Source organism: Paenibacillus assamensis DSM 18201, assembly GCF_000422445.1.
In the GTDB taxonomy this organism is placed as follows: Bacteria; Bacillota; Bacilli; order Paenibacillales; family Paenibacillaceae; genus Paenibacillus_B; species Paenibacillus_B assamensis.
Map to the genome: position 1 here is coordinate 330,437 of NZ_KE383839.1, position 21,995 is coordinate 352,431.

Sequence of the window (21,995 nt, forward strand, 5' to 3'; positions counted from 1 at the left end):
TTTACGGACATAGTTCGAATTAGCGGACACAGAAACTCTTATTTGCGTCCAATTTCTTTTTTTGACGCTAATGCGAGCGTGCAAGCTCACATAGTTTATACTCGCGCTACTACTGGCACATATTATGTCCGGGCGTAATAAGCCATTAGATGTCCAAATAAGTTTTATTTTAGATAACTTTTTCTAGTAATGAAGAGGGTATTACTTTTATGAAAACTAGTAAAGGAACTCCCATAAATGGAAGTTCCTTTACTAGTTTAAATGTTTATAACTAATTGCGATCAATGTCCAATGTGTATGGTGTTCTTACGCCGTTATGAGACTCTACTTTAATATAGTATTTTGTGCCCTGATCTAAGTTATATATAATCTCCTCATTTTTAATACCAGATTTTTCTGACTTGCCTAATTCCCATAAATCATTTCCGAACTTATCATAGAGGTACAAGTCAGCATCTTGTTCTAACCCTGTTAACTGAATACGATATGATCCGCTTCTGTCTGGAATGAAGTACCAATAATCAACGTCAGTTCCACTTACATAGCCAGTTTCGATGCTAAGAGTTATCTTGTTAGCTCTATCTGGAGTGTCTCCGCTAGCAAATGCCGCTCCAGCAGAACTACCCACGATTAGCATCGCACCGAACAAACTTAATAATACTTTTTTCATTAATCAAGTCCTCCTCAAATTTTGTTTAGTTAAGGATTTCTCCTTGGCTCTATCTTAATAGAAATATAGTATTGCAAAATAGTAGACTACTATGACATTAGATGGTAATTTCTTTACCTTTTTTGTACATATGGATACGTTAATGATTTACTATTTGTGTGTCACTATTGAAAAAGTGATCTATGTGTTTTTCAACTCTTATTGCCGAAATAATCATCCGTGACCTATACTTAGCTAGTTAAGGGAAATTAAGGTTAACGAGGAGGCAGTCTATGCGCTCGTATTGGATATGGCTCTTATTTCTTATGGCGACTTGGCTGTGTGCTTGGTTAAGTATGCCGATTGAAGAGGCGATGATGCCTTGGAGGCTGGCTGTAATTGCAGCCTTTTTTGCATGCTACTTCTTAGCTGCGCTGCTGCGCAAGCATCCATTTGGATTAACTGCGATGTTAATTGCGGCCACTCTTTTATCTACAGTGGGGTTATGGAAGGGGCAGTCTGGAGAGCAGGCACTCTACTTGCTATTAATTTATTCCTTGCTTGCAGGGAAGGCCATCTATCAATTGCCGCCTCTCTATGCGAGCAGCGTTGGAATGGTCTTAGCAGGTAATTTACTAGTTCTCGGATGGATAAGCTATTCTGCTTATCCTACAATGTTTGCTGTACTGTATGCGGGTATGCTTGCAGCTGGACTTGCCGTATATCATATGGTGAAAACAAAAATAGAAGAGCTGGAACAGCGCAATGATGCGCTGTTAAGTGAATATCGTAGAATGAAACGGCGCATTGCCACGGATGAGGAAGTGGCACGACAAGAAGAACGCACACAAATCGCGAGAGATATTCATGATTCTGTAGGACATAAGCTGACCGCATTGCTGATGCAGCTGGAAGTATTTCGATTGCAGAATACGGATAGTCAACTCATCCCACGCGTTAAAGAACTCAAGGAGCTTGCCAAAGAGAGTTTGGAGGAGACGCGAAGCGCGGTTAAATCGTTGAAGCAGCAGGAGACTGGGGGAGTTACAGCGATTCTCAATATGATTCGACGCTTGGAAGCTGAGCAATTTATGAGGGTCAATTTTACCGTAAAGCATGGTGCTTTATCTGCTCCCTTAAATGCTGCGCAATCGTTTGCTGTGTATAGAGCGGTGCAGGAGGCCTTGACGAATTTGATGAAGCACAGCGAGACAAGAGAAGCAACGATAACTTTTGAAGCTCCTGGCGGGGGCATTTTCCGGTTCGAAGTGATGAATCGCCTAAAAAATAAAGTTGTCGTTCGTGAAGGTTTTGGCCTAAGAGCGATGCGGGAGCGAATGGAAGAAGTGGGCGGTACATTGGAGGTAATTGCTTATCCAGATTCATTCATTATACGTGGCGTCATTCCTATCCTAAAAGAGAGAGGTGGAATTGAATGATCCGAATTTTGTTGGCAGAAGATCAAGCAATGGTGAGGCAAGGCTTGAAGATGATGATTGAAACCGATAAGGAACTACGTGTTACCGGTGAAGCAGCGAATGGCAGAGAAGCGATTGCATTATGTGAAACGCATTCATTCGAGATCATCGTGATGGATATTCGCATGCCGGAAATGAACGGGCTGGAAGCCACACAAATTATCCATTCGCGCTGGCCTAACAGCAAAGTACTCATTCTAACCACATTTAACGATGATGAATATGCGCTCGAAGCGCTCAAAAGCGGTGCGAGTGGTTATATGCTCAAAGATGCGGAACCTTCTGAATTGATTCGCTCGATTCGCAGCTGCTTGGCTGGAGGGTTGGCGCTGCAGGATGATGTCGCGGCCAAAGTAATTCCAAGATTGCTTCAATTTGATCGCGAGCAGTGTAAGGTTGATTCGTCGATTACACCACGTGAACTTACGATTCTTCGTCTTATTGGCGAGGGTCGCAGCAATAAAGAGATTGCAGAGCAGTTGGCATTGTCGATCGGCACGGTAAAAAATCATGTCAGTCAGATTATGGAGAAGTTGGAGCTGCGAGATCGAACGCAGGTAGCTATTTACGCCATTCGGCATAACGTTGTCTAAACGACCATGACGGAGGTCATGGTTAACTATAAAAGTAATGACGGGAGACAGTGGGAGCACTGTCTTTTTACTTATACACTTGAAGCATTAGCAGCACAGCATACCTTCATCTATTTATAGATGTGAGAAGGAGGAGATCATGTGTTAGAAACGGTGGAACTAAGTAAAAGTTTCAAAGGAAAAACGGTAGTAGACAATGTCAATCTTTATTTAGAGCGTGGCGAGTCAGTGGGATTGCTAGGTCCAAACGGGGCAGGAAAGTCAACGACCATATCTATGATTTCTTCTCTGCTAGTTCCGTCACAAGGGGATGTAAGGCTGTACGGTAAAAGTATTGTTAAAAATCCGCAAGAAATTCGTAAAGTGCTTGGCGTAGTGCCGCAAGATATTGCCCTCTATGAGGAATTGAGTGCGTATGAGAATTTGGTATTTTTCGGACGAATTTATAGACTGTCCAAGACAACGCTAGAACATAAAATTCAAGAGGTGCTTGAAATCGTAGGGCTCCGAGATCGTCAGAAGGAACTAATTAAGACGTATTCAGGTGGTATGAAACGGCGTATTAACATCGCTGCTGCGCTGCTGCACAATCCGCAAATTGTCATTATGGATGAACCGACCGTAGGCATTGATCCTCAATCCCGCAATCATATTTTAGAAACCGTTAAGTTGTTGAATCGAGAGAAAGGTACGACGGTCTTGTACACCAGTCATTACATGGAGGAAGTCGAACAATTATGCAATCGCATGTACATTATGGATCATGGCAAAGTCATCGCCTCTGGAACGAAAGAAGAGCTGGGTCGCATTTTGTCCAGTGAAGACACGATTCTACTTCAATTGGACGGATACAATGAAGCGGTGCTGGCTTCGATACGAGCAATTGAATCTGTGCGTCAGGTTGAAGAAACTGTGCAAGGACTGAAGTTGATTGTAACGAAACAAAGCCGAGTACTAAGTGCTATCGTGCAGTGTGCTGAATGTCATGGTGTGCAGGTAAACAATGTGCATGTACAAACACCGAGCTTGGAAGATGTATTTTTACATTTGACAGGGCGTACGTTACGCGATTAGAGAGGGGGATATAGATGAGAGCCTTTTTTAAGAAAGATATACTCGTCTTTTGCCGGGATCGTAAACAAGTGCTGATTCCTCTTATCCTGCCACTTATTTTGATAATTGCCATGGGTTTTCTATTGCCTAATTGGATGGGGAATGCATCCTCATCGATACAGGTCAAGGTCGGGTATGTTGTAAAGGATAATGTAGAGGCTGGACTGAAGAAATTTGAAGATTCGCTAGCAACGAAGGGAATGAGCAAAGATGAGGTTGCTAGATTGGGTATGATTGCGAAAGACATTCATCCAACTAAGCTGCTCAACCATGTGTTAGCCGATGAACAACTGACAGAAATGATAATATTTACAGAGATGGATGAAGAGGAAGCATTGCTGAAGTTAAAGGCAGAAGAGATTCATGCTATTGTTACGGTGCCTGAAGGCTTTACACGAAATGTAGTAGACAGAACGCTTCTTGGTGAAGGAAAGGGTGCAGCGATTAGTCTAGTTGCCGAAGATTCTACTAAGGAGGTAACAATTTTACAAGGAATGATTGGGAACTTTATACGTCAGTTAAATACCGGGGCCGCGATTCTAAATGTTGGAGCTGAGCATGTAAAGCAAGGCGGAATGCATGGAGAGTCTAGCATTACGGTTGTAGGAGGTATGGAACGAATTGAGGGAGTAGATACGATAACCACTTCACAGTATTTCACTCTGTCTATTACGCTTATATTTACTTTGTTTGCAGCTCTTTCGATTGCAAGCAAAGCAATTACGGAAAAGAGGGAACAAGTCTTTCAGCGAATATTGCTGTCAGGCAGCCGTCCACTGTCCTATTTGGCGGGAAAAATGAGTTCTACCTTTATTTTATCCACGGTGCAGCTATTGCTTGTTTTCACTGTATCTCAATTTGCTCTACATGTATTTTCAGATTTCTCTCTACAATTTTGGATTGGATTTATCCTACTCACGCTCATGCTATGCTTCTTTATTGCTGCTATGTCTGGTTTATTTACAGCACTCATGCTGCGGATAAATGCTGATATTGCAACTGCGATTTGCAATGCATGTATACTCGCCCTAGGCATACTAGGCGGAAATTTCGTTCCCGTATATATCCTGCCTGACAGCATGCAGCAATTGTGGGAGTGGACACCGAATGGATTGTGGCTATCTTCGGTGGTCCAGTGGATTCAAGTACAGTCGTGGACCGTTGCAGTAGAAGGGATACTTGGTTTAGCTGTATTTACATTTGTGACGGTTGCACTTAGCGTCTGGATATTTCCGAAAAGGGGGCGAATCTAGATGGTACCTGTATTTTTGGCACAATGGATGAAGGAAAAACGCTCTCCTTATTTAGTACTGATTTTTTGCATACTTTCCATTGTGGCGACATTACTGTTCGGCTCCAGTACAGGCATGAAAATCAAGGTAGATGCGTTTCCAGGGGAAGGATTGACCGCAGTCGAAGTAGAGCAGTGGCTGGATCGATTAAATGAAGGAGGTTCCTTTGACTTCACACTGCGAAGTGAGGAAAAAGCACTTTCTGATGTAAAACAAGGCCGCTCAGATATGGCTGTTAAGTTGCTGAAAGACGACTATCGTGTTATTTCTGTCATGGAGGGTGGAAATGCCAATTGGGTACAGCAGCATCTGCAGGTTATCTATACGGAGCAACTAAAAATAAATGCAGTTGCACAGCATACGAATGATGCGGCGCAATTCCGTGACTCGATGAAGGTGTACTTGGAACAACCGCCATTAACGTTGCAATCCAGCAAACCCACGGGTGAGGAGCTACAAAGCTATAATATGGGGCTGCAAATGCTCTTTGGATTCACGTTGTTCCTCGTCATGTTCACGGTAGGATTTAAGGTGAATGCGGTAACGGCAGAAAGAGTATCAGGTATTTGGAATCGAGTTATTTTATCTCCTGTAACGAAGACAGAAATGTATTTCGGTCATCTGACATACAGTACGCTTATTGGAATCTTTCAAATTACAATCATATTCGTTCTGTTCAAGTACCTGCTCGGATATGATCTGGGTGTGAACTTCGGGTTGTTATTTGTCATAAGTATGCTGTATATCGTAAGCATTGTTGCAATGAGTATGCTATTTACGGGCATGTTTAAGACACCAGAACAATTTAGAGCTTTCTTCTCGTCCGTCGTACCGATTATGCCTCCGTTGAGTGGGGTCTATATGCCGCCAGGCACGATTACAAGCGAGATTTTGTTATTTATCGGCCAGCTATTTCCGATTAAACATGCAATGGATGCTTTGATTGGTGTTTCTATGTATCAGCAAGGCTGGGATGATATCTATTTGCCGCTCGCTAAGCTGTTGTTGATGACGGTTATTTTTTTCGGAGTGGGAATCAACCTAGTAGAGCGGCGAAATGGTTAGAAAATAGTGCGACCCCTATGAAAAACATAGGGGTTTTATTATGTAGGTTCCTTAAGAAGGCGGCAAGTTCATGTTATTCGGGCACATTTTGAATAGTTAACAATATCAACCGTTTCTATGAATCAAGAAACACGGTCGAATTTTTCAGTTTTAACTAGGAAACTAGCCATACCCTTGATCCAGAAAGCCTCTATGCCAGCTTCAACCATCATTGCAACTCCAAAAAGCGAAGCTCATGCTGTTGACCAAATGATCATCTTTGATTACAATGCTATCGACGATTGGTCAGTAAAACAAGTTGGTATATGGCTTGGAACGCAGTCATGCGCTTGAACTTATTCGCATAGCTTTTACGCATTTAGATACGAAGTTTTTCGCCGACCTAACGAATGGAGTATCAATCGATGACGAATATATTTCTAACTTACATGAGAAAGTCCGTCATTTTATAAGGAGGAGATTTTATTGGACTGGTTACATAGAGAGATTGCTGAAAACTGGCGTCGTGAGGGAAAAAGATATGCGGCAGCTGTTAATGAATTTGTTCGAATCGGAATGGAAAGCGAGTGGAAGCAGGAGCAAGAAGAGCCGGAACAAGACAAGCGATACAGCCTTGCACAGTCTATTATTGAAATGATTCGTGCGGCTAATAAAGTTGGAGAAGTAGAGCGCTTGCGAGAAGAACTTCCTCCTGCATCATGGCCTATTACGCCTGCATATGAGAATAAGACTCAGGCTGTAAAGCCTGTCGCCTTTTTGCAGGATGGCAGTTTGGTTATACATACAGGCGGCCATAGCAATGATAGAAAGCTGTATCTCGTCTATGAGCAAACGATATCTGAAATTCAAGATTTGCAGCAGATCGGCTGCTCGCCAGACGGAAACTATTTTGCTCTCGTAAATAAGCAGGGTATCCGTATCGTGCATGGCCTTACTCGTAATAAAATAGAGGGAGAAGTAGAAATAACAGCTACTTCGTGGGAATATATCCAGAACAGTATTAAAAAGGCCGTCCCTGAATTAGAATCTCTTGCAAATCTAGAACATCCGGAAGCTGGTTTGGATGAAGTTATTCCCTTTCATGATGGAAAAAGCGTGCTGCTTGTAAGCCATTACGGTATCTATGTGATAGAAAATGATGAAGCACAATTACTTCACCCAGATCTATCACAGCTTATAAAGGATGAAATTGAAGATACAACCATTGATATGGCTCATGGATCCGTGTCACCGGATGGGCGTTGGATTGCCTACGGAAGTCAAGGCAGCGAACATTTACTCAAAGATACATCGCATGGAACGGTATATGAATTTGCTCCAGAGTCCAGTTATCCACACTATGCTTTATTCTCCCGGGATAGCTATGATGTTTGGTATAACGCATGCCATTTTTATAATGGAATGACCATGCGAGTGTCTATTAGCGAAGCGGAGAAGCAAGCGACAACTGCTGAAACTGTAGAATGGCCGCTAATGAATGATGAAATGCGTGTATACGCGGGAGTAGCATTGAAAGACAGTTACATCTTTGGTGATGCTTATGGATATTTGCGCTGTATTGATCGGGATGGACAAGAAGTATGGCGTTATTTTGTTGGCAGCACGATTTCTGGGATAACGGTATCTCGCGATGAGGAACGATTAGCAGTAGGGACGTATGCAGGCATGCTTCATCTCATTGATCTGAAAAGTGGATGCAAAAGTGAATACAGCATAGGTACGGCTGCTATTTTAGAAACGGAGCGTTGGATATTGTGGCAGAATGAGAAGCCGCTACGATGGTAATGAGTAAAAGGAAGATGGATATTTGTATAATGAGCAAATAAGTTATTCGTAATTTGGTGAAAATAGGATGGTATAGGTTATACGAACAGGTATTTCAGAGGAAGGTGACTATGAATATTACATCTTGGATGCTTGGGATCATCATTTTATTAAATATTTTATTTGCTTTTATCGTCATTTTTCAGGGAAGAAGAAAAGATATAGGATCAACGTGGGCGTGGCTCATGGTGCTGTTGTTGATTCCTATCGTCGGTTTTGTACTGTATATATTTTTTGCCCAGAACTTTAAACGATCAAGATTGTTTTATTGGGACGATATTAAAAAAAGAGGTTTAGATCAGGGGTTGAAATCCCAAGTATCACAGTTTCGTGCACAGCAGTTTCAATTCCGGAACTCCACATCCGCTGAGTACGGAGATTTAATTACGATGAATTTGCTTAACAATCAAGCGGTTCTTACGGAAGACAATCAAGTAGAAGTGTACACAGACGGCAAGGAGAAGTTTGCTGCTTTATTTAGAGATATTGAGCAGGCCACAGAGTCTATTCATGTTCAGTATTATATTATCCAAAAAGATAATTTGGGCAGAGAACTGTTGGACTTGTTGACGAAAAAGGCCAGAGAAGGGGTTATGGTTCGAGTACTGTATGATGATTTAGGCTCAAGAAGCCTCACGAAGAAGTTTCTGAGTAATCTACGTGCTGCTGGAGGACAAGTTGAAGCCTTTTTCCCATCCAAGTTCCGCCTGATTAATCTTCGCTTGAATTATCGGAATCATCGCAAACTGGTCATTATCGATGGCAGAATCGGTTATGTGGGAGGATTTAATGTAGGAGATGAATATCTCGGGTTGAGTTCCAAATTCGGTTATTGGCGGGATACGCATCTTCGAATTGAAGGAGCGGCTGTTTACTCTATCCAGACTAGATTTATATTGGATTGGAACCAAGCTTCCGAACATCATGATATTACGTACGTCCCAAGTCTGTTTCCTCCGATCCCCTCCAAGGGAGAAAAGGGCATTCAGATTGTTTCAAGTGGACCTGAATCGGAGTATGAGCATATTAAAAATACGTATTTGAAAATGATTACATCGGCTAGATCGTCTATTTATATTCAAACCCCGTATTTCATTCCAGATTCAAGCGTGCTTGATGCCCTAAGAATTGCTGCGTTGTCTGGAGTAGAAGTGAATATTATGATTCCAGACAAGCCGGATCATATGTTTGTGTATTGGGCAACTCTTTCGTATATAGGTGAGATGCTAAAGACAGGTACAAATGTATACTTGTACAGTAATGGGTTTGTACATGCCAAGACGTTAGTTGTTGATGAGCGGATTGCATCGGTTGGCACTGCTAATTTTGACTTCAGGAGCTTCAAGCTCAATTTTGAAGTTAATGCGTTTGTTTATGATGAAGGAACTGCACAGCAGCTAAGTCATGCATTCCAAGAAGATATCAATGTCTCGGAGCTTCTAACGTTGGAAAAGTATCAGCAGCGCTCTCGTTGGGTCCGGGTGAAAGAGTCCATATCGCGCCTTCTGTCACCAATCTTATAACTTGTTGTCGGCTCGTTATGGAGATGGTTGACATTTTATCTACTCAACTATATAATAAGGACATTTCAAACGGACATGCGAAGAAGCACCTCGCAGGACAGGCCAATAGGTCTTTCTTGTGAGGTGCTTTTTTTGTTTCGTTTGAAGAAAATAATCGAATGGGAGATGGTATTGTTGTTTGAACGAAGAGGTTACGCAAAGGGTCTAGTTGCAGTATGCTTGTTTCTCCTGATGTTGGTGTTCAGTCCTGGCCACGTATCAGCAACTAGTGTCGGTTGGGAGGCTGCATTAAGCACTGTTGAGCAGTTGCATGACAGTCTGAGTGCCTTGGAGTTAGCTAATCAACTAGACAAACAGAAGATCCAGCTGCTGCGCAAGCAAAATAATGAGAAGCGTAAAGAAGTGGATAGAAAAATTAAGCTTATCGACAAGGTCAAGCTCGATCATTTACAGTCAGAGGCAGAACGGAGCCAGAAACAACACGCTCCTCTTCTTGCGAAATACACGGAGTTCGGCAAGAAGGCATCTGAGGCTAAGAAGCGCAAAGATAAAAAGTCTGCATTGAGATATGACCTTGAGCGTAACCGCATAAAGGCTTCGGTAAGTGCAGCACGCCATGAGATTAAGCAGAAAAAAGATACGTTGACGGCTGCGAAGAAGCTGGCATACACAAAGGCGAAGCAAGTTAGGGAATCTTTAGAGCCGATACAAACGATAAAGAAACAAATTACGGCTGAGAACAAGAAAATCACAGATATACATAGTAAAAATAAGAGTGAAGCGAATAAACGCTATCGTTCCGCGATAAAGCAAGGAGACGCCGTATCTGCAGCTATAGAATTGAACCTTATTGTCGCAGAACTTACCCGAATTCATGCTGCGCTTAACAAGATTTATAAGTGGGAAGGGAACGTCCGTAATCTTATTCAGGCCGCAGAAGTTAAGCTGTAATACAATCTAACCGTTGAATACCAATTGGTTGGCTGCTGTTATACCCTAATCACGAGCGTTCAAGTAACCAATAACGAAAAATGGATCATTTATAAAATTTATATCTTGACCTGAAACGGATTTCATACTTTAGCCTACGCTTAGGCCTTCAATATTGAAGTTGTCACAACTGAATATCTTAAGGAGTCGATTAAAGGTGGCAACCTTATTTTTAGTAATGATTTATTTATCGTTTATTACGTTAGGACTTCCTGATTCATTGCTGGGAGCAGCATGGCCAGCTATGCACAAAGACTTTGATATATCACTTAGTTTTGCGGGTGTGCTGTCGATTGCGATTGCGTATGGTACGATCATGTCTAGCTTGGCAAGCGGCACGATATTAAAACGGCTGGAAACAGGGCAAATAACCTTGCTCAGCTGCCTATTGACTGCTTTTGCGTTGCTCGGATTTTACTATGCCCCATCTCTGATATGGTTGATCGTGTTGGCATTGCTCCTTGGACTAGGTGCAGGTTCTGTCGATTCAGCTCTTAATCATTATGTTGCAAAACATTACAAAGCTCATCATATGAATTGGCTGCACTGTTTATGGGGTGTCGGGGCAACCCTCGGTCCCATCATTATGGCTGCGTTTATGAGCGGACAACAGGGATGGCGTGAAGGGTATATAACGGTAGCTTTCATTCAATTTGCGCTGGTGGTTCTATTGTTTATAACTTTGCCACTGTGGAAGCGTATGGCCAGCCATCAAACTACTGGTATACATGAAGATAAAGAGCTTCAAAATAATCTAGACCCTATTTCCATAATTGAAAAACCGATGCAACTTAAGGGCGTTAAGATTACTTTAATGACATTTCTTTTCTACAGTGGAGCTGAATCGTCGGTCATATTATGGGGGAGTACTTATTTGGTATCCATTAAGGAGTTAGAAGCAGTAGTAGCTGCACAATGGATATCTATGTACTATGGTGGTATGACGATAGGCCGATTTATAGCGGGATTCGTTACTTATAAAGTGAGCAATCATATGCTTATTCGAAGCGGGTTGGTAATGGCTCTAGTTGGTGCCTTGCTATTTATGCTTCCTTTACCTATAATTTTCTCCTTTGTCGGGCTTATGTTGATAGGTTTAGGATTTGGCCCTATCTATCCTTGCATGCTGCATGATACGCCTAAGCGCTTCGGTAAAGACCAATCTCAGAAGCTAATGGGTTATCAGATGGCGGCTGCCTATACAGGGAATACATTGCTGCCTCCTGTGCTTGGTTGGATTGCTGCCCAGACAAGTATAATGATATTGCCGTTCGTTGTAGCTATTTATATTATCATCATGTTACTAGGTTCAGAGAACATGAATCGTATATTAAAGATGAGAACTACAGATGTTAGTACATGTAAGCATTATTCGCTTAGGTCCAAGAAATGCGCACAATAGTTTTACAGGTTTCGCACGGACCGTTCAGATTTAAGATTGTCACAATGTTGAATGAAGAAGACATGCTATTGTGCGGGTCAGGAACAACAAAAGCTGGTCTCACAATGAGCCAGCTTAATCGTTATATTCTCTATTCTTCAAACGGATGTTCTTTGAATAATCTGATAAGGCACTTTTACTTTCTGGTTCGACTTATGAATGATTAGTTCACATGCTTGTTCGCCAACTTTCGTCAGCTGATGATCAACAGTAGTAATGCCCAAACCAACACCAATTGGTTGATTTTCCTGCCCAATAATCGCTAGATCGCGAGGAGTTTCAAGATTAATAGACTTAGCATATAGCTGAATGCCACCAGCTACTTCATCTCCATTGGCAAAAATAGCAGTAGGTCTATTAGGTAGATGCAGGAGCTTCTTAGCTGCTGCAACACCATCATCCAGACAACTGCAGCCTGTCAAATAATATTCGGGTATAAATGTTCCAAATACCTCTTTATATGCCGTTATCAAATGTTGTGTACTCATACTTTCCGTTTCACGCGCTGTTGTAAATGCAACGTGTGTATGTCCTTTATCCTTTAATAATTGAAATGCATCAAGGTAGGATGAATACCTGTCGATATAAGAACATCCGATTGCAGGATGGGAAGTGTAATCGTACGACACGATTAAACCATAGTCTGAGTAGGGAATAATCGCATCCCAATCATTTGCTCTAGAGGTAATAATCATACCATCGAGCTGTTTGTTTTTTAATTTTGAAAGATATTCAATTTCTTTTTCTTTATTATATTGGGTAGGCAGCACGATAACTGTATAATCCATTTCAACCGCTTTGTTTAGCACACCATTCAGCAATTGATCAAAACAAGCATTATTGTTGTAAGGAATAATGAGACCAATCATTCTAGTTTCGCCACGCGTTAAGTCAATAGCACTTTGGTTTGGGGCATAATTGAGTTCATTAATAATGGTAAGTACTTTTGTCCTTTTGTCATCTGACACATATTTATGATTATTTAAAACTCTAGAAACGGTTGTAACCGAAACACCAGCCAGTTTAGCTATATCATGAATATTCGCCATGGAAGTGAGCTCCTGTAACTTTAGGATGCGGTAGATTCACATTTCATTCAGTTAAAGAGAGAACCGATTGATGAAGAAGGAATCACCTTGCACTAAGTGTAAAATATGAAATGGGTTTCAGGTCAAGAATTTGTGTATAGGACCGATTGCATAGTAGGCAAGCTGATTATAATATGTTACATCATAGTTAAATGAGGATCTTGTGACGAGAGCGACAGTGCGGCCACTCTCGTTGGATTTACTTCATTTGTTTTTCGTGATTAAGCAGCCATTGCTTTCGTGACAGCCCGCCTCCATAACCGCCAAGATCTCCATTGGCGTTAATAATGCGATGACAAGGGACGATAATGGCCAGTTGATTAGCGCCATTTGCTCGAGCCACTGCACGATAAGCAGTTGGTTGGCCCACCAATGTGGCTAATGCTGAGTAGGATTGAGTTTCACCAGAAGGAATATTCCTTAAGTGCCCCCACACTTTTTGCTGAAAAGGTGACCCAAGGTAACGAATGGGGGTATGAAATTCAATGCGTTTCCCGTCAAAATATTGAGTAAGCTCCATTTCGATAGAATGAATCGGCGGTGCAGTTCCTGGAATAATTGCAGATTTTGTTCGCTGCCTAAGTCGTTCAATCTCACGTTCTAACCCCCGACGATCCACAAATTCTAGCAGATACAGTGCTTCGTCATCGGCAATGGCAATCATGGGGCCTAATCGTGTGTCTACCCAAGATGCTTTCAGCGTGTGAATGCTTTCGAGCGAGCTAGGAGCTGCACCCATAATTCGTGAAAATGCATCTCTAAACCCGCTGCTCGATTCATAACCAACTGAAAGTTGTGCATCGATTACAGGCTCGCCTTCTCTTATTTGCTTCATGGCAATCCCCATGCGTCGTGCTCGTGCGTATTCCACAAATGTCATTCCGAACCGCCTCTTGAATTGTCGGCGGGCTGTAGAGGCATCGATAGATAGCTGCTGAAAGTCTACATCTTTCCATCTCTTTTCAGGATTCGTCTCAACCGCCTCTACAAGAATTCGAACGACTTCTGAGACATGGTTGGGGTGGGAAAGAGGGCGGCATCTTTTACAAGGACGAAAAGAAGCGAGCAGTGCTTGCTTCGCATTGTCAAAAAACTCACAATTCTCGAACTTGGGTTTTCTAGCTGGACAAGTTGGACGGCAAAATACACCTGTCGTTTTCACGCCAACATAGAATAGTCCTTCATATTCCGAATTTTTATCGATCAATGCTTGATAGTACTCCTGTTTACGCTCTATTTTAAACGTCATTCTGTTCACCCTTATTTCAAATTAACTAGCTTTTTATGATCATTATAGCCATCGAAGTGGAGACTGTCCGCCGAAAATCAGGCATTGATTTTTTGAATATGTAAGCCTTGAATATTAGTTGATTTCTCATCGACAGCCTAACTTCTTGTTAATAATCAAAGTAAATACAAAGGACTGATGGCATTAAGTTTACATAATAAAGATTCTGTAAATCAATTAAGTGCTTTGAAAATGAACGACACAGTCCAGTGAATAAAGAGATGTCTTTCATCTGTACAATAATATATGGGATTCAGGACTACTTCACCTTGATTACTATTTGGGCGGGGAAGCGTACAAGGAAACGTTAAGCGGAAACAGATGGTGATGCACGTTGGTTCCAATGGAAGCTTTGAAGTAACAACACAGCAAAAGATCAGACATAAGAGGAAGTGCTCATGCTATGGTTAGAGCAATGATAGATGCTACAGGCATCGCGATTCATGAAATTAATGCAAAGGCATGATATGAAATTCCTCATGATTGCGGAAGCTGCAAAAAAATAGGCCCACATGCAGTCATAAGAGCCATAGATTCGACAGCATGTTTCCAACAAGTATGGACATATCGAAGTCCTAAATAAAAGGGTATAACCACTTCATTTATGAGGAGGTTATACCTTTACTTTTTCATGTTCTCTAATGAGACGGTTGTTGTGTTTCTGGCAATGCATCAACCTTTTTCTTGTTGGTGGATAATAACCATCCTACCACCGCAGATAGCGCTATCATGCCGAGAACGAGTGAAGTCTCGAATGTATCAAAGTAAAAGTAGGAAGTTAGAGAATTTTGAATGGCTCGCATCACAATTACAGCAGCGTAACCTAATAGCCATCCGATAGCCGAGCCAATTCCTATGTATACGATTTTGAAGTCATTAAACTCACGCTTCACGACAATGTAGCCGACGATAATAGACAACAACATGACGTAGTTCAAATAGGGATGAATGGAAGGGACTATACCAGAGATATATGTGTCCAACAAAGTATAAAGTAAATATCCGATAACGCCACCAACAGCTATTCCACGCACATTCACCTTATCAAATGATCGGAAATAAAATAGAAGAAGGAGTATAGCTACCATGGGTAGAACAATGAATACAACAATCAGTATGTCCAGTATCAGGTAGAAGTTGTCTTGCGATCTGAATGTACTGAAGTAAAAGACATCTAAGAAATGATACAACCCTAAGCAGCTCGCAACAACGGTAACGATAGTTCCTAGTATAGAATATATAATTCTCATATGTGCCTCCTTATATATTAGAATATTCATATCATAAGAGATAAATGGTTTGGGAATATTTTCTTAATAATGTTGTAATCAATTAGTTAGCAAGGTTGGTAAAATCACCAATCCTGTTCCGCGCCACGAAAGAAGTCGTATGCCTAAAAATTGGACTATGACGATTGAAGATATATATCTAGGCGGCGAGAAAAACGCTATTGCGAATATGATGAAATGGAAAGAGCGGGTAAGAGATGAACTCCCAATATAACAACATTACTTATAAAAATACATGGTTACACATTGAGTTATAGACCCGTTAACGTTTATAATAAGTCGAGTAAAAAGTATATTAGAAAAGGTGTCATGGATGAGCATATTAAACGTAGAGAAATTGAGCCACGGTTTTGGCGATCGTGCGATCTTTAAGGATGTTTCCTTCCGCCTACTTAAAGGCGAGCACATTGGACTAATCGGCGCGAATGGCGAAGGTAAATCCACTTTTATGAATATTATTACAGGCAAGCTTCAACCCGATGATGGTAAGGTGGAATGGTCCAAACGCATGCGTGTTGGATATCTTGATCAGCATGCTGTGCTGACAAAGGGATCGTCCATTCGCGATATTTTAAGAAGTGCATTCCAATATCTATTTGATTTGGAACAAGAAATGAATGATATGTACGGCAAGATGGGCGATGTAACTCCAGAAGAGTTGGAGAAGCTGCTTGAAGATGTTGGTACGATTCAAGACACGTTGACGAATCAAGACTTCTATCTGATCGATGCGAAAGTTGAAGAGACGGCACGTGGACTTGGACTTAACGATATCGGGTTAGATAAAGATGTTCATGATCTTAGTGGTGGACAACGTACAAAGGTATTGTTGGCGAAGCTGCTGCTTGAGAAGCCAGATATTTTGCTGCTGGACGAGCCGACGAACTATTTGGATGAACAGCATATTGAATGGTTGAAACGCTACCTGCAAGCATACGAGAATGCATTTATTTTGATCTCACATGATATTCCGTTCCTAAACAGCGTTATTAACTTGATTTATCATATGGAAAATCAAGAATTGAATCGCTATGTCGGCGACTATGATAAATTCCAGCAAGTATACGAAATGAAAAAGCAGCAGCTTGAATCTGCTTATAAGCGCCAGCAGCAAGAAATCGCGGAGCTGAAAGACTTCGTGGCTCGTAACAAGGCAAGTGTAGCGACTCGTAACATGGCGATGTCCAGACAGAAGAAGTTGGATAAGATGGATGTTATCGAGCTTGCTCAAGAGAAACCGAAGCCTCAATTCAATTTCAAAGACGCTAGAGCTTCAAGCAAGCTGATTTTTGAAACGAAGGATCTTGTTATCGGCTATGATGAGCCGTTGTCCCGTCCGCTTAACCTGCGTATGGAACGCGGTCAAAAGATTGCATTTGTTGGTGCGAACGGTATCGGTAAAACGACGTTGCTGCGCAGCATTTTGGGCGAAATCAAAGCGATTTCCGGCTCTGTTGAGCTTGGAGAAAACTTGGCAATCGGCTATTTCCAACAGGAAATGAAAGAAGCAAACACGAATACTTGTATCGAAGAGATCTGGAGTGAGTTCCCTTCCTTCACACAGTTCGAAGTGCGTGCAGCACTAGCGAAGTGCGGACTTACGACGAAGCATATTGAGAGTAAGATCCAAGTACTTAGTGGTGGCGAGAAGGCAAAGGTACGTCTATGTAAGCTAATCAATAACGAGACAAACTTACTCGTACTCGATGAGCCGACGAACCACTTGGATGTAGATGCAAAGGATGAGCTGAAGCGTGCGCTGAAAGCATACAAAGGCAGCATTCTACTTATTTCCCACGAACCAGAATTCTACCGTGATATTGTTACAGAAACATGGAACTGTGAATCCTGGACGACAAAAGTATTTTAATATGTGCTAATAAAGCCGGTTCTGTCGCAGTCATTGTGATGGAGCCGGTTTGCACTATTTACATAACAGTGATCGAGTAGAGACCTACCAAATACCAAGCGTTTGAAAATTTCACATTTAATGAGCTTTCGTTAGAACAATTATGTTTAAAAGCAAAGCGACCTCTCAGAAACCACAAACACTACTATTTTGCTATGATGGAAAAAAAGATAGACTCCAAAAAAGAAGCTTTTGATATATACGCAAACCATTGTGAATATATTGGAAATGCAGCCTTCTGCATCGTGATAGAAACCAGTAAGAAGTTTTGCTAGCTCATATTATTGGGTATCAAATGAACAGAGTACTATTAGAAGCTAACATAATACATCGTATAAAGATGAAACGTCATGTGAAGAGTTTTTCATTTGGTATTATCATTTTCTTTACTCCTATGTAACGGACGAGCTGCTGAAAAAGGGAGTTATACAGCAACTAAAAGGTGGAGTATGTAGCTTTGTAGTATTGTGATATGGAACAAACCGGATTAATTACTGTGTATTGTATATGTATGAGTAGTAACAATGAGCAACATTCAAATGAGGTGACCCATGAATAGTGAGCAATGGAGAAGGGCCGAGCATGCCCTGTCTCGAATGGAAGTAATAAAGCAAGGTGCCAACGATCCGGTAACGATTGAAGGGGAATCGGATGAGCTGCACTGTATAGGGATCGGTACGGATGCTGCTGTATTTGTCCATAAACAAATGCCGCAATATGCATATAAGCTCTACGCAACTGAGGCTCTTCCTAAGAAGGAAGCGGAGATAAGCGTGTATGAAGCGTTAAAGGGTAGTCCATATTTTCCTGTCTATTTCGGTGCTGGCGATCGTTATGTTGTGATTAGCCACGAACGAGGGATAACCTTGTATGACTGCTTGCTCTTGGGTGTCCCAGTTCCTAGACAAGTTGTAGATGACGTAGAAGCTGCACGAGCATTTGTCCGGGAACGAGGCTTGAACCCACGAGATATCCATTTAAAAAATGTATTGCTGCAGGACGGCCGAGGAAAGGTACTGGATGTATCTGAATATATTCAGCCTGGGAACGATAAGAGATGGGAGCATCTCGTCTGGGCTTACGATAACGTCTATCCTTTGCTAGAAGGAGAGAAAGTATCGAGCTGGCTGCTCGAAGCGGTGAAAAATGGGTATTATCGTTTTGATCCAGCAAGCGGTAATTTACAAGATTTCGCGGAGCGCATTAGGCGTTTATTTTTTGGTAAATAAAATACTACGTATCAAATAAAAAGTGGTCGGTCTCCTGTACATTAAGGAAACCAGCCACTTTTCGCTTTATTGTTATTCCGATTTCAATTAGCACGACCATATATCTTCAAAATTTCTTCCGCATGTTTACACATACTATCTATCAATTCCTGTGGTTCTATGACTCGTGCATGAGCCCCAAGTCTTAAAAACAGGGGCATCGAAAAAGCAATTTCACCTTTATCTATAGGCGAATCAATCGTTCCCGTTCCATCTTCATGAATGATGACAGCACCTTCTAAACTGGGGACGCTTTTGCACTGACGCACGCCTTCTTGTGTCAATTGGACATAGAGCCTAACAGGATGCTTTATTTCATAGGAGCCAAACCATTGTTCTACATTCATATATTCATCGTTGTTCTCTTCGGTCGAAATAATGGACAAAATTCGATCTACACGATAAAGAAGTACTTTTTGCTTCGTATAATCAAATGCGGGCAAATACCATAGTCCATCGTGCGCGTACACGCCGATAGGTCGAATGTGCTTGGTCGTTGTTCCACCTTTTGATTCATAGTGCATATGTATATTTTTATTTTCAATGGCTGCCTCCAACGTATCTTTAAGCAGCGGGGTATCAATTGTTCTCGTAGGATTCCAAAAGGCGATGTAGGAGCGTACTTTATCTACTTTCCCTTTAGCTTCAACCTGTAAGGAACGGTATAGCTTCTGTGCAACGGAGCCGATTTCAGCATCAAATGGCAAGTCCCGATAATAACGTAACGATTGAAAAGCAAAAAAGATGGAAACGGCTTCTTCCTCGGTAAATAGAATAGGCGGCAGCATTTTGCTCGATAATACAGTGTAGCCTCCGTTCCTCCCTTGTTCCGCGTAAATAGGTAAACCCATATCACTTAAATCCAATATATATCGATGTACGGTACGAACTGAGATATGGAATTCATCTGCAATTTCTTGCGCAGTAAATTTCTTTTTCGCACTGGCAAACAAGAGAATATCTAGTAGTCGTTTTGCTTTAGACAATGTCGTCACCTTTTCTTTTTATCATGACATTAGTTGTCATGTTTTATAGGTAGTATAGAGGATACCTAATGAGTTTATCAATTAGGAAGATGTAAAGATGCCATGTAAAATGATACGCATGGTGAAAAGGAGACTGATTTATGTCACGAGAAGTTATTTTGTTTATTGCAGTTAGTTTAGATGGGTTTATTGCAAAAGAAGACGATGATTTGCAATGGTTAATGGAAACAGAAGGCGAGGGTGACAACGGATACAGCGAGATGTATCAATCGATTGATACAACGATTATGGGAAAACGCACGTATGACTGGGTGAGGGAGCATCTCGAAATTTTTCCGTATACCGATAAAAAGAACTATGTATTTTCGACAACGCAGACAGGTTCAAATGAATATGTCGAGTTTGTAAATGAAGATGTAGTTGAGTTTACGAAGAAACTAAAGGCACAACAAGGCTCGAAAATATGGATGGTAGGCGGAGGCGTCATCCTCGATGCATTTATAAAAGAAAACGTAATTGATGAGTATATTATAACAGTTACTCCACATATTCTTGGCTCAGGCATTCCATTATTCAAAGAACGGAATCCACAAATCAATTTACAGCTCATAAATACACGACGTTTCGGTCAGTTTGTAGAATTGCATTATAAGGTGAAATAGGGCGCTCTCGATGAGCGTCCTTTTAATTTTTCCTTTTTAGGGAAAAGTAACAACAAGTTCGAGGACGAGCCGTTATGGAGCATGGAGCATCAACAAGGGGGTGACAGATGATATGGTATTTTCAAGTATCCCATTCTTATTTTTATTTTTACCAGGTGTACTTGCCATTTACTATGGATTGTTGAGAAAGCGTCAAGCACGCAACTTATTTTTGCTCCTTGCGAGCCTAGTGTTTTATGCATGGGGAGAACCCGTTTATGTCCTGCTGATGATTGGGAGCTTCATGGGTAACTATCTATTTGGCTTATGGGTGCACAAGTACCGAGAGAAGTCGAACATGAGCCATCTCATCATTACCGTTATGTTACTATTTAACCTCGGAATCCTCGCAGTTTTTAAGTACTTAGCATTTGTAGTTGGCATTATGAACAGCCTCTTACATGTTCAATTGGATGTACCATATTTAACGCTGCCTATAGGCATTTCATTTTATACCTTTCAAGGCATATCCTATGTCATCGATATTTATCGACGGGATGCAGAGCCGTTAACCAATCCATTAGATGTTGGCTTGTATATTGCTTTATTTATGCAACTTGTTGCCGGACCTATTGTCCGTTTCAAGACCATTGCTAAGCAAATTTATGAAAGGCAGGAATGTGAGCGTAAATTTGTATATGGTATCGCTCGTTTTATAGAAGGGTTGGCTGTTAAGGTGCTGCTTGCCAATCATTTTGCACTTCTGGCGGATGCTGCTTTCAGTCATGAAGGTTACGAGCTGTCTGTTATGCTGGCGTGGATGGGCGCGGCAGCATATGGTCTGCAAATCTTCTTCGATTTCTCAGGTTATTCGGCAATGGCGATTGGTCTTGCTAACATGTTCGGGTTCCACTTTGAAGAAAACTTTAATGCCCCGTATATTTCGCGCACGGTGTCCGAATTTTGGCGTAGATGGCATATCTCATTAGGCACATGGTTCCGAGACAATGTATATATTCCGCTAGGAGGAAGTCGGGTGTCCAAGTGGAAAGTCGTGCGCAACTTGTTCGTTGTATGGTTGTTAACAGGACTATGGCATGGTGCCAATTGGACATTTATTGCATGGGGACTTCACTTTTTCCTGTTTATTATGCTGGAGAAGATGCTGGGCTTAGAAAGCTTCTTTACTAAATACAAGGTTTGGGGGCATATGTACGTCATACTCGTTGTGCTATTTGGGTGGGTGTTGTTCAGGGCCAACAATATTGCGCATGCACTTGAATATATGCGTTCTATGTTTGGATTGAACGGTAATGTTGTCATTGGAGAGGAGGCTATGTTTTATGCTCGCGAATATGTTCTTCTGTTCATTATCGGGATCTTGAGCTGCTTGCCATTGAAAAAGTGGGTGCTCAATCGCCACGTTAACCTTGCAAATACAGCTGCAATTTATACGTATCAACTCGTCATGGCTGCGCTCTTTATTTTCTCCATTGCGTATTTGGTGAAAGGCAGCTACAATCCGTTTATTTATTTTAACTTCTAAGTTATATAACAG

At 41.5% G+C, this 21,995-nt stretch carries 18 protein-coding genes and 1 pseudogene; 14 read left to right on the plus strand and 5 right to left on the minus strand.

Translation table 11 applies throughout. The annotated features are described in order from the left end of the window. Positions 1 to 271 precede the first annotated feature (271 nt). On the minus strand, positions 272 to 670 hold the full coding sequence (locus H580_RS0121565) for a PPC domain-containing protein (protein ID WP_028596626.1): 399 nt from the start codon (positions 668 to 670) through the stop codon (positions 272 to 274). Between the two features lie 272 nt (positions 671 to 942). Between H580_RS0121565 and H580_RS0121570 the strand changes: the two genes are divergently transcribed. The 9 genes from H580_RS0121570 to H580_RS25130 all read left to right on the plus strand — a co-directional run bounded on the left by H580_RS0121570 (position 943) and on the right by H580_RS25130 (position 11,929). Beyond that, positions 943 to 2,088 carry a sensor histidine kinase gene (locus H580_RS0121570; RefSeq protein WP_028596627.1) on the plus strand — a complete coding sequence of 382 codons (1,146 nt, stop codon included), beginning with the start codon at positions 943 to 945 and terminating at the stop codon, positions 2,086 to 2,088. Further along, positions 2,085 to 2,720 (plus strand): response regulator, encoded by a 636-nt coding sequence (locus H580_RS0121575; protein ID WP_028596628.1) that lies wholly within the window; start codon positions 2,085 to 2,087, stop codon positions 2,718 to 2,720. Before H580_RS0121570 ends, H580_RS0121575 begins: the two co-directional genes overlap by 4 nt. Positions 2,721 to 2,861: 141 nt before the next feature. Beyond that, entirely contained in the window at positions 2,862 to 3,794 is a 933-nt protein-coding gene (locus H580_RS0121580) for an ABC transporter ATP-binding protein (RefSeq protein WP_028596629.1), read from the plus strand. Between the two features lie 14 nt (positions 3,795 to 3,808). Next, a complete protein-coding gene (locus tag H580_RS0121585) occupies positions 3,809 to 5,086 on the plus strand; it encodes an ABC transporter permease (RefSeq protein WP_028596630.1) in 1,278 nt (425 codons plus the stop codon). Then, positions 5,087 to 6,190 (plus strand): ABC transporter permease, encoded by a 1,104-nt coding sequence (locus tag H580_RS0121590; RefSeq protein ID WP_028596631.1) that lies wholly within the window; start codon positions 5,087 to 5,089, stop codon positions 6,188 to 6,190. It abuts the gene before it with no gap. Between the two features lie 465 nt (positions 6,191 to 6,655). Further along, the gene (locus H580_RS0121600; protein WP_028596632.1) at positions 6,656 to 7,975 is read left to right on the plus strand and encodes a hypothetical protein; all 1,320 of its coding nucleotides are present in this window, start codon (positions 6,656 to 6,658) and stop codon (positions 7,973 to 7,975) included. Between the two features lie 110 nt (positions 7,976 to 8,085). Next, on the plus strand, positions 8,086 to 9,537 hold the full coding sequence (cls, locus tag H580_RS0121605; RefSeq protein WP_028596633.1) for a cardiolipin synthase: 1,452 nt from the start codon (positions 8,086 to 8,088) through the stop codon (positions 9,535 to 9,537). 174 nt (positions 9,538 to 9,711) lie between these two features. Beyond that, positions 9,712 to 10,488: a hypothetical protein gene (locus H580_RS0121610; RefSeq protein ID WP_157283051.1), complete on the plus strand. Its 777-nt coding sequence runs from the start codon at positions 9,712 to 9,714 to the stop codon at positions 10,486 to 10,488. 196 nt (positions 10,489 to 10,684) lie between these two features. Then, the gene (locus H580_RS25130; protein ID WP_051217641.1) at positions 10,685 to 11,929 is read left to right on the plus strand and encodes an MFS transporter; all 1,245 of its coding nucleotides are present in this window, start codon (positions 10,685 to 10,687) and stop codon (positions 11,927 to 11,929) included. A 137-nt stretch (positions 11,930 to 12,066) separates the two neighbouring features. Here H580_RS25130 and H580_RS0121620 read toward each other — a convergent pair whose 3' ends face one another. Both H580_RS0121620 and H580_RS0121625 read right to left on the minus strand, forming a co-directional pair. After that, a complete protein-coding gene (locus tag H580_RS0121620; RefSeq protein WP_028596635.1) occupies positions 12,067 to 13,017 on the minus strand; it encodes a LacI family DNA-binding transcriptional regulator in 951 nt (316 codons plus the stop codon). A 238-nt stretch (positions 13,018 to 13,255) separates the two neighbouring features. Beyond that, on the minus strand, positions 13,256 to 14,305 hold the full coding sequence (locus H580_RS0121625; protein ID WP_036605613.1) for a bifunctional transcriptional activator/DNA repair enzyme AdaA: 1,050 nt from the start codon (positions 14,303 to 14,305) through the stop codon (positions 13,256 to 13,258). A 256-nt stretch (positions 14,306 to 14,561) separates the two neighbouring features. On the opposite strand from H580_RS0121625, the pseudogene H580_RS26755 reads away from it, so the two are divergent. Further along, positions 14,562 to 14,700: pseudogene (locus H580_RS26755) on the plus strand (DUF2332 domain-containing protein); the annotation flags it as partial. Positions 14,701 to 14,982: 282 nt separating this feature from the next. On the opposite strand, the gene H580_RS0121630 reads toward H580_RS26755, so the two are convergent. Continuing rightward, positions 14,983 to 15,594, minus strand: coding sequence for a hypothetical protein (locus H580_RS0121630; RefSeq protein ID WP_028596637.1), 612 nt, complete (start codon positions 15,592 to 15,594; stop codon positions 14,983 to 14,985). A gap of 352 nt (positions 15,595 to 15,946) precedes the next feature. Here H580_RS0121630 and H580_RS0121640 point away from each other — a divergent pair, with 352 nt between their 5' ends. Both H580_RS0121640 and H580_RS0121645 read left to right on the plus strand, forming a co-directional pair. Next, the gene (locus tag H580_RS0121640; RefSeq protein WP_028596638.1) at positions 15,947 to 17,503 is read left to right on the plus strand and encodes an ABC-F family ATP-binding cassette domain-containing protein; all 1,557 of its coding nucleotides are present in this window, start codon (positions 15,947 to 15,949) and stop codon (positions 17,501 to 17,503) included. A gap of 590 nt (positions 17,504 to 18,093) precedes the next feature. Further along, positions 18,094 to 18,771, plus strand: coding sequence for a protein kinase family protein (locus H580_RS0121645; protein ID WP_028596639.1), 678 nt, complete (start codon positions 18,094 to 18,096; stop codon positions 18,769 to 18,771). 83 nt (positions 18,772 to 18,854) lie between these two features. Here H580_RS0121645 and H580_RS0121650 read toward each other — a convergent pair whose 3' ends face one another. Then, positions 18,855 to 19,796 (minus strand): helix-turn-helix transcriptional regulator, encoded by a 942-nt coding sequence (locus H580_RS0121650; RefSeq protein ID WP_028596640.1) that lies wholly within the window; start codon positions 19,794 to 19,796, stop codon positions 18,855 to 18,857. A 140-nt stretch (positions 19,797 to 19,936) separates the two neighbouring features. On the opposite strand from H580_RS0121650, the gene H580_RS0121655 reads away from it, so the two are divergent. Together H580_RS0121655 and H580_RS0121660 are read left to right on the plus strand one after the other, a co-directional pair. After that, positions 19,937 to 20,458, plus strand: coding sequence for a dihydrofolate reductase family protein (locus H580_RS0121655; RefSeq protein WP_028596641.1), 522 nt, complete (start codon positions 19,937 to 19,939; stop codon positions 20,456 to 20,458). A 112-nt stretch (positions 20,459 to 20,570) separates the two neighbouring features. After that, positions 20,571 to 21,983 (plus strand): MBOAT family O-acyltransferase, encoded by a 1,413-nt coding sequence (locus H580_RS0121660; protein WP_028596642.1) that lies wholly within the window; start codon positions 20,571 to 20,573, stop codon positions 21,981 to 21,983. Positions 21,984 to 21,995 lie beyond the last annotated feature (12 nt).

Coding starts and splice junctions, on each gene's coding strand:
- H580_RS0121565 (WP_028596626.1), bottom strand. CDS start 670: ATGAAAAAAGTATTATTAAGTTTGTTCGGTGCGATGCTAATCGTGGGT.
- H580_RS0121570 (WP_028596627.1), top strand. CDS start 943: ATGCGCTCGTATTGGATATGGCTCTTATTTCTTATGGCGACTTGGCTG.
- H580_RS0121575 (WP_028596628.1), top strand. CDS start 2,085: ATGATCCGAATTTTGTTGGCAGAAGATCAAGCAATGGTGAGGCAAGGC.
- H580_RS0121585 (WP_028596630.1), top strand. CDS start 3,809: ATGAGAGCCTTTTTTAAGAAAGATATACTCGTCTTTTGCCGGGATCGT.
- H580_RS0121590 (WP_028596631.1), top strand. CDS start 5,087: ATGGTACCTGTATTTTTGGCACAATGGATGAAGGAAAAACGCTCTCCT.
- cls (WP_028596633.1), top strand. CDS start 8,086: ATGAATATTACATCTTGGATGCTTGGGATCATCATTTTATTAAATATT.
- H580_RS0121620 (WP_028596635.1), bottom strand. CDS start 13,017: ATGGCGAATATTCATGATATAGCTAAACTGGCTGGTGTTTCGGTTACA.
- H580_RS0121625 (WP_036605613.1), bottom strand. CDS start 14,305: ATGACGTTTAAAATAGAGCGTAAACAGGAGTACTATCAAGCATTGATC.
- H580_RS0121630 (WP_028596637.1), bottom strand. CDS start 15,594: ATGAGAATTATATATTCTATACTAGGAACTATCGTTACCGTTGTTGCG.
- H580_RS0121640 (WP_028596638.1), top strand. CDS start 15,947: ATGAGCATATTAAACGTAGAGAAATTGAGCCACGGTTTTGGCGATCGT.
- H580_RS0121645 (WP_028596639.1), top strand. CDS start 18,094: ATGAATAGTGAGCAATGGAGAAGGGCCGAGCATGCCCTGTCTCGAATG.
- H580_RS0121655 (WP_028596641.1), top strand. CDS start 19,937: ATGTCACGAGAAGTTATTTTGTTTATTGCAGTTAGTTTAGATGGGTTT.
- H580_RS0121660 (WP_028596642.1), top strand. CDS start 20,571: ATGGTATTTTCAAGTATCCCATTCTTATTTTTATTTTTACCAGGTGTA.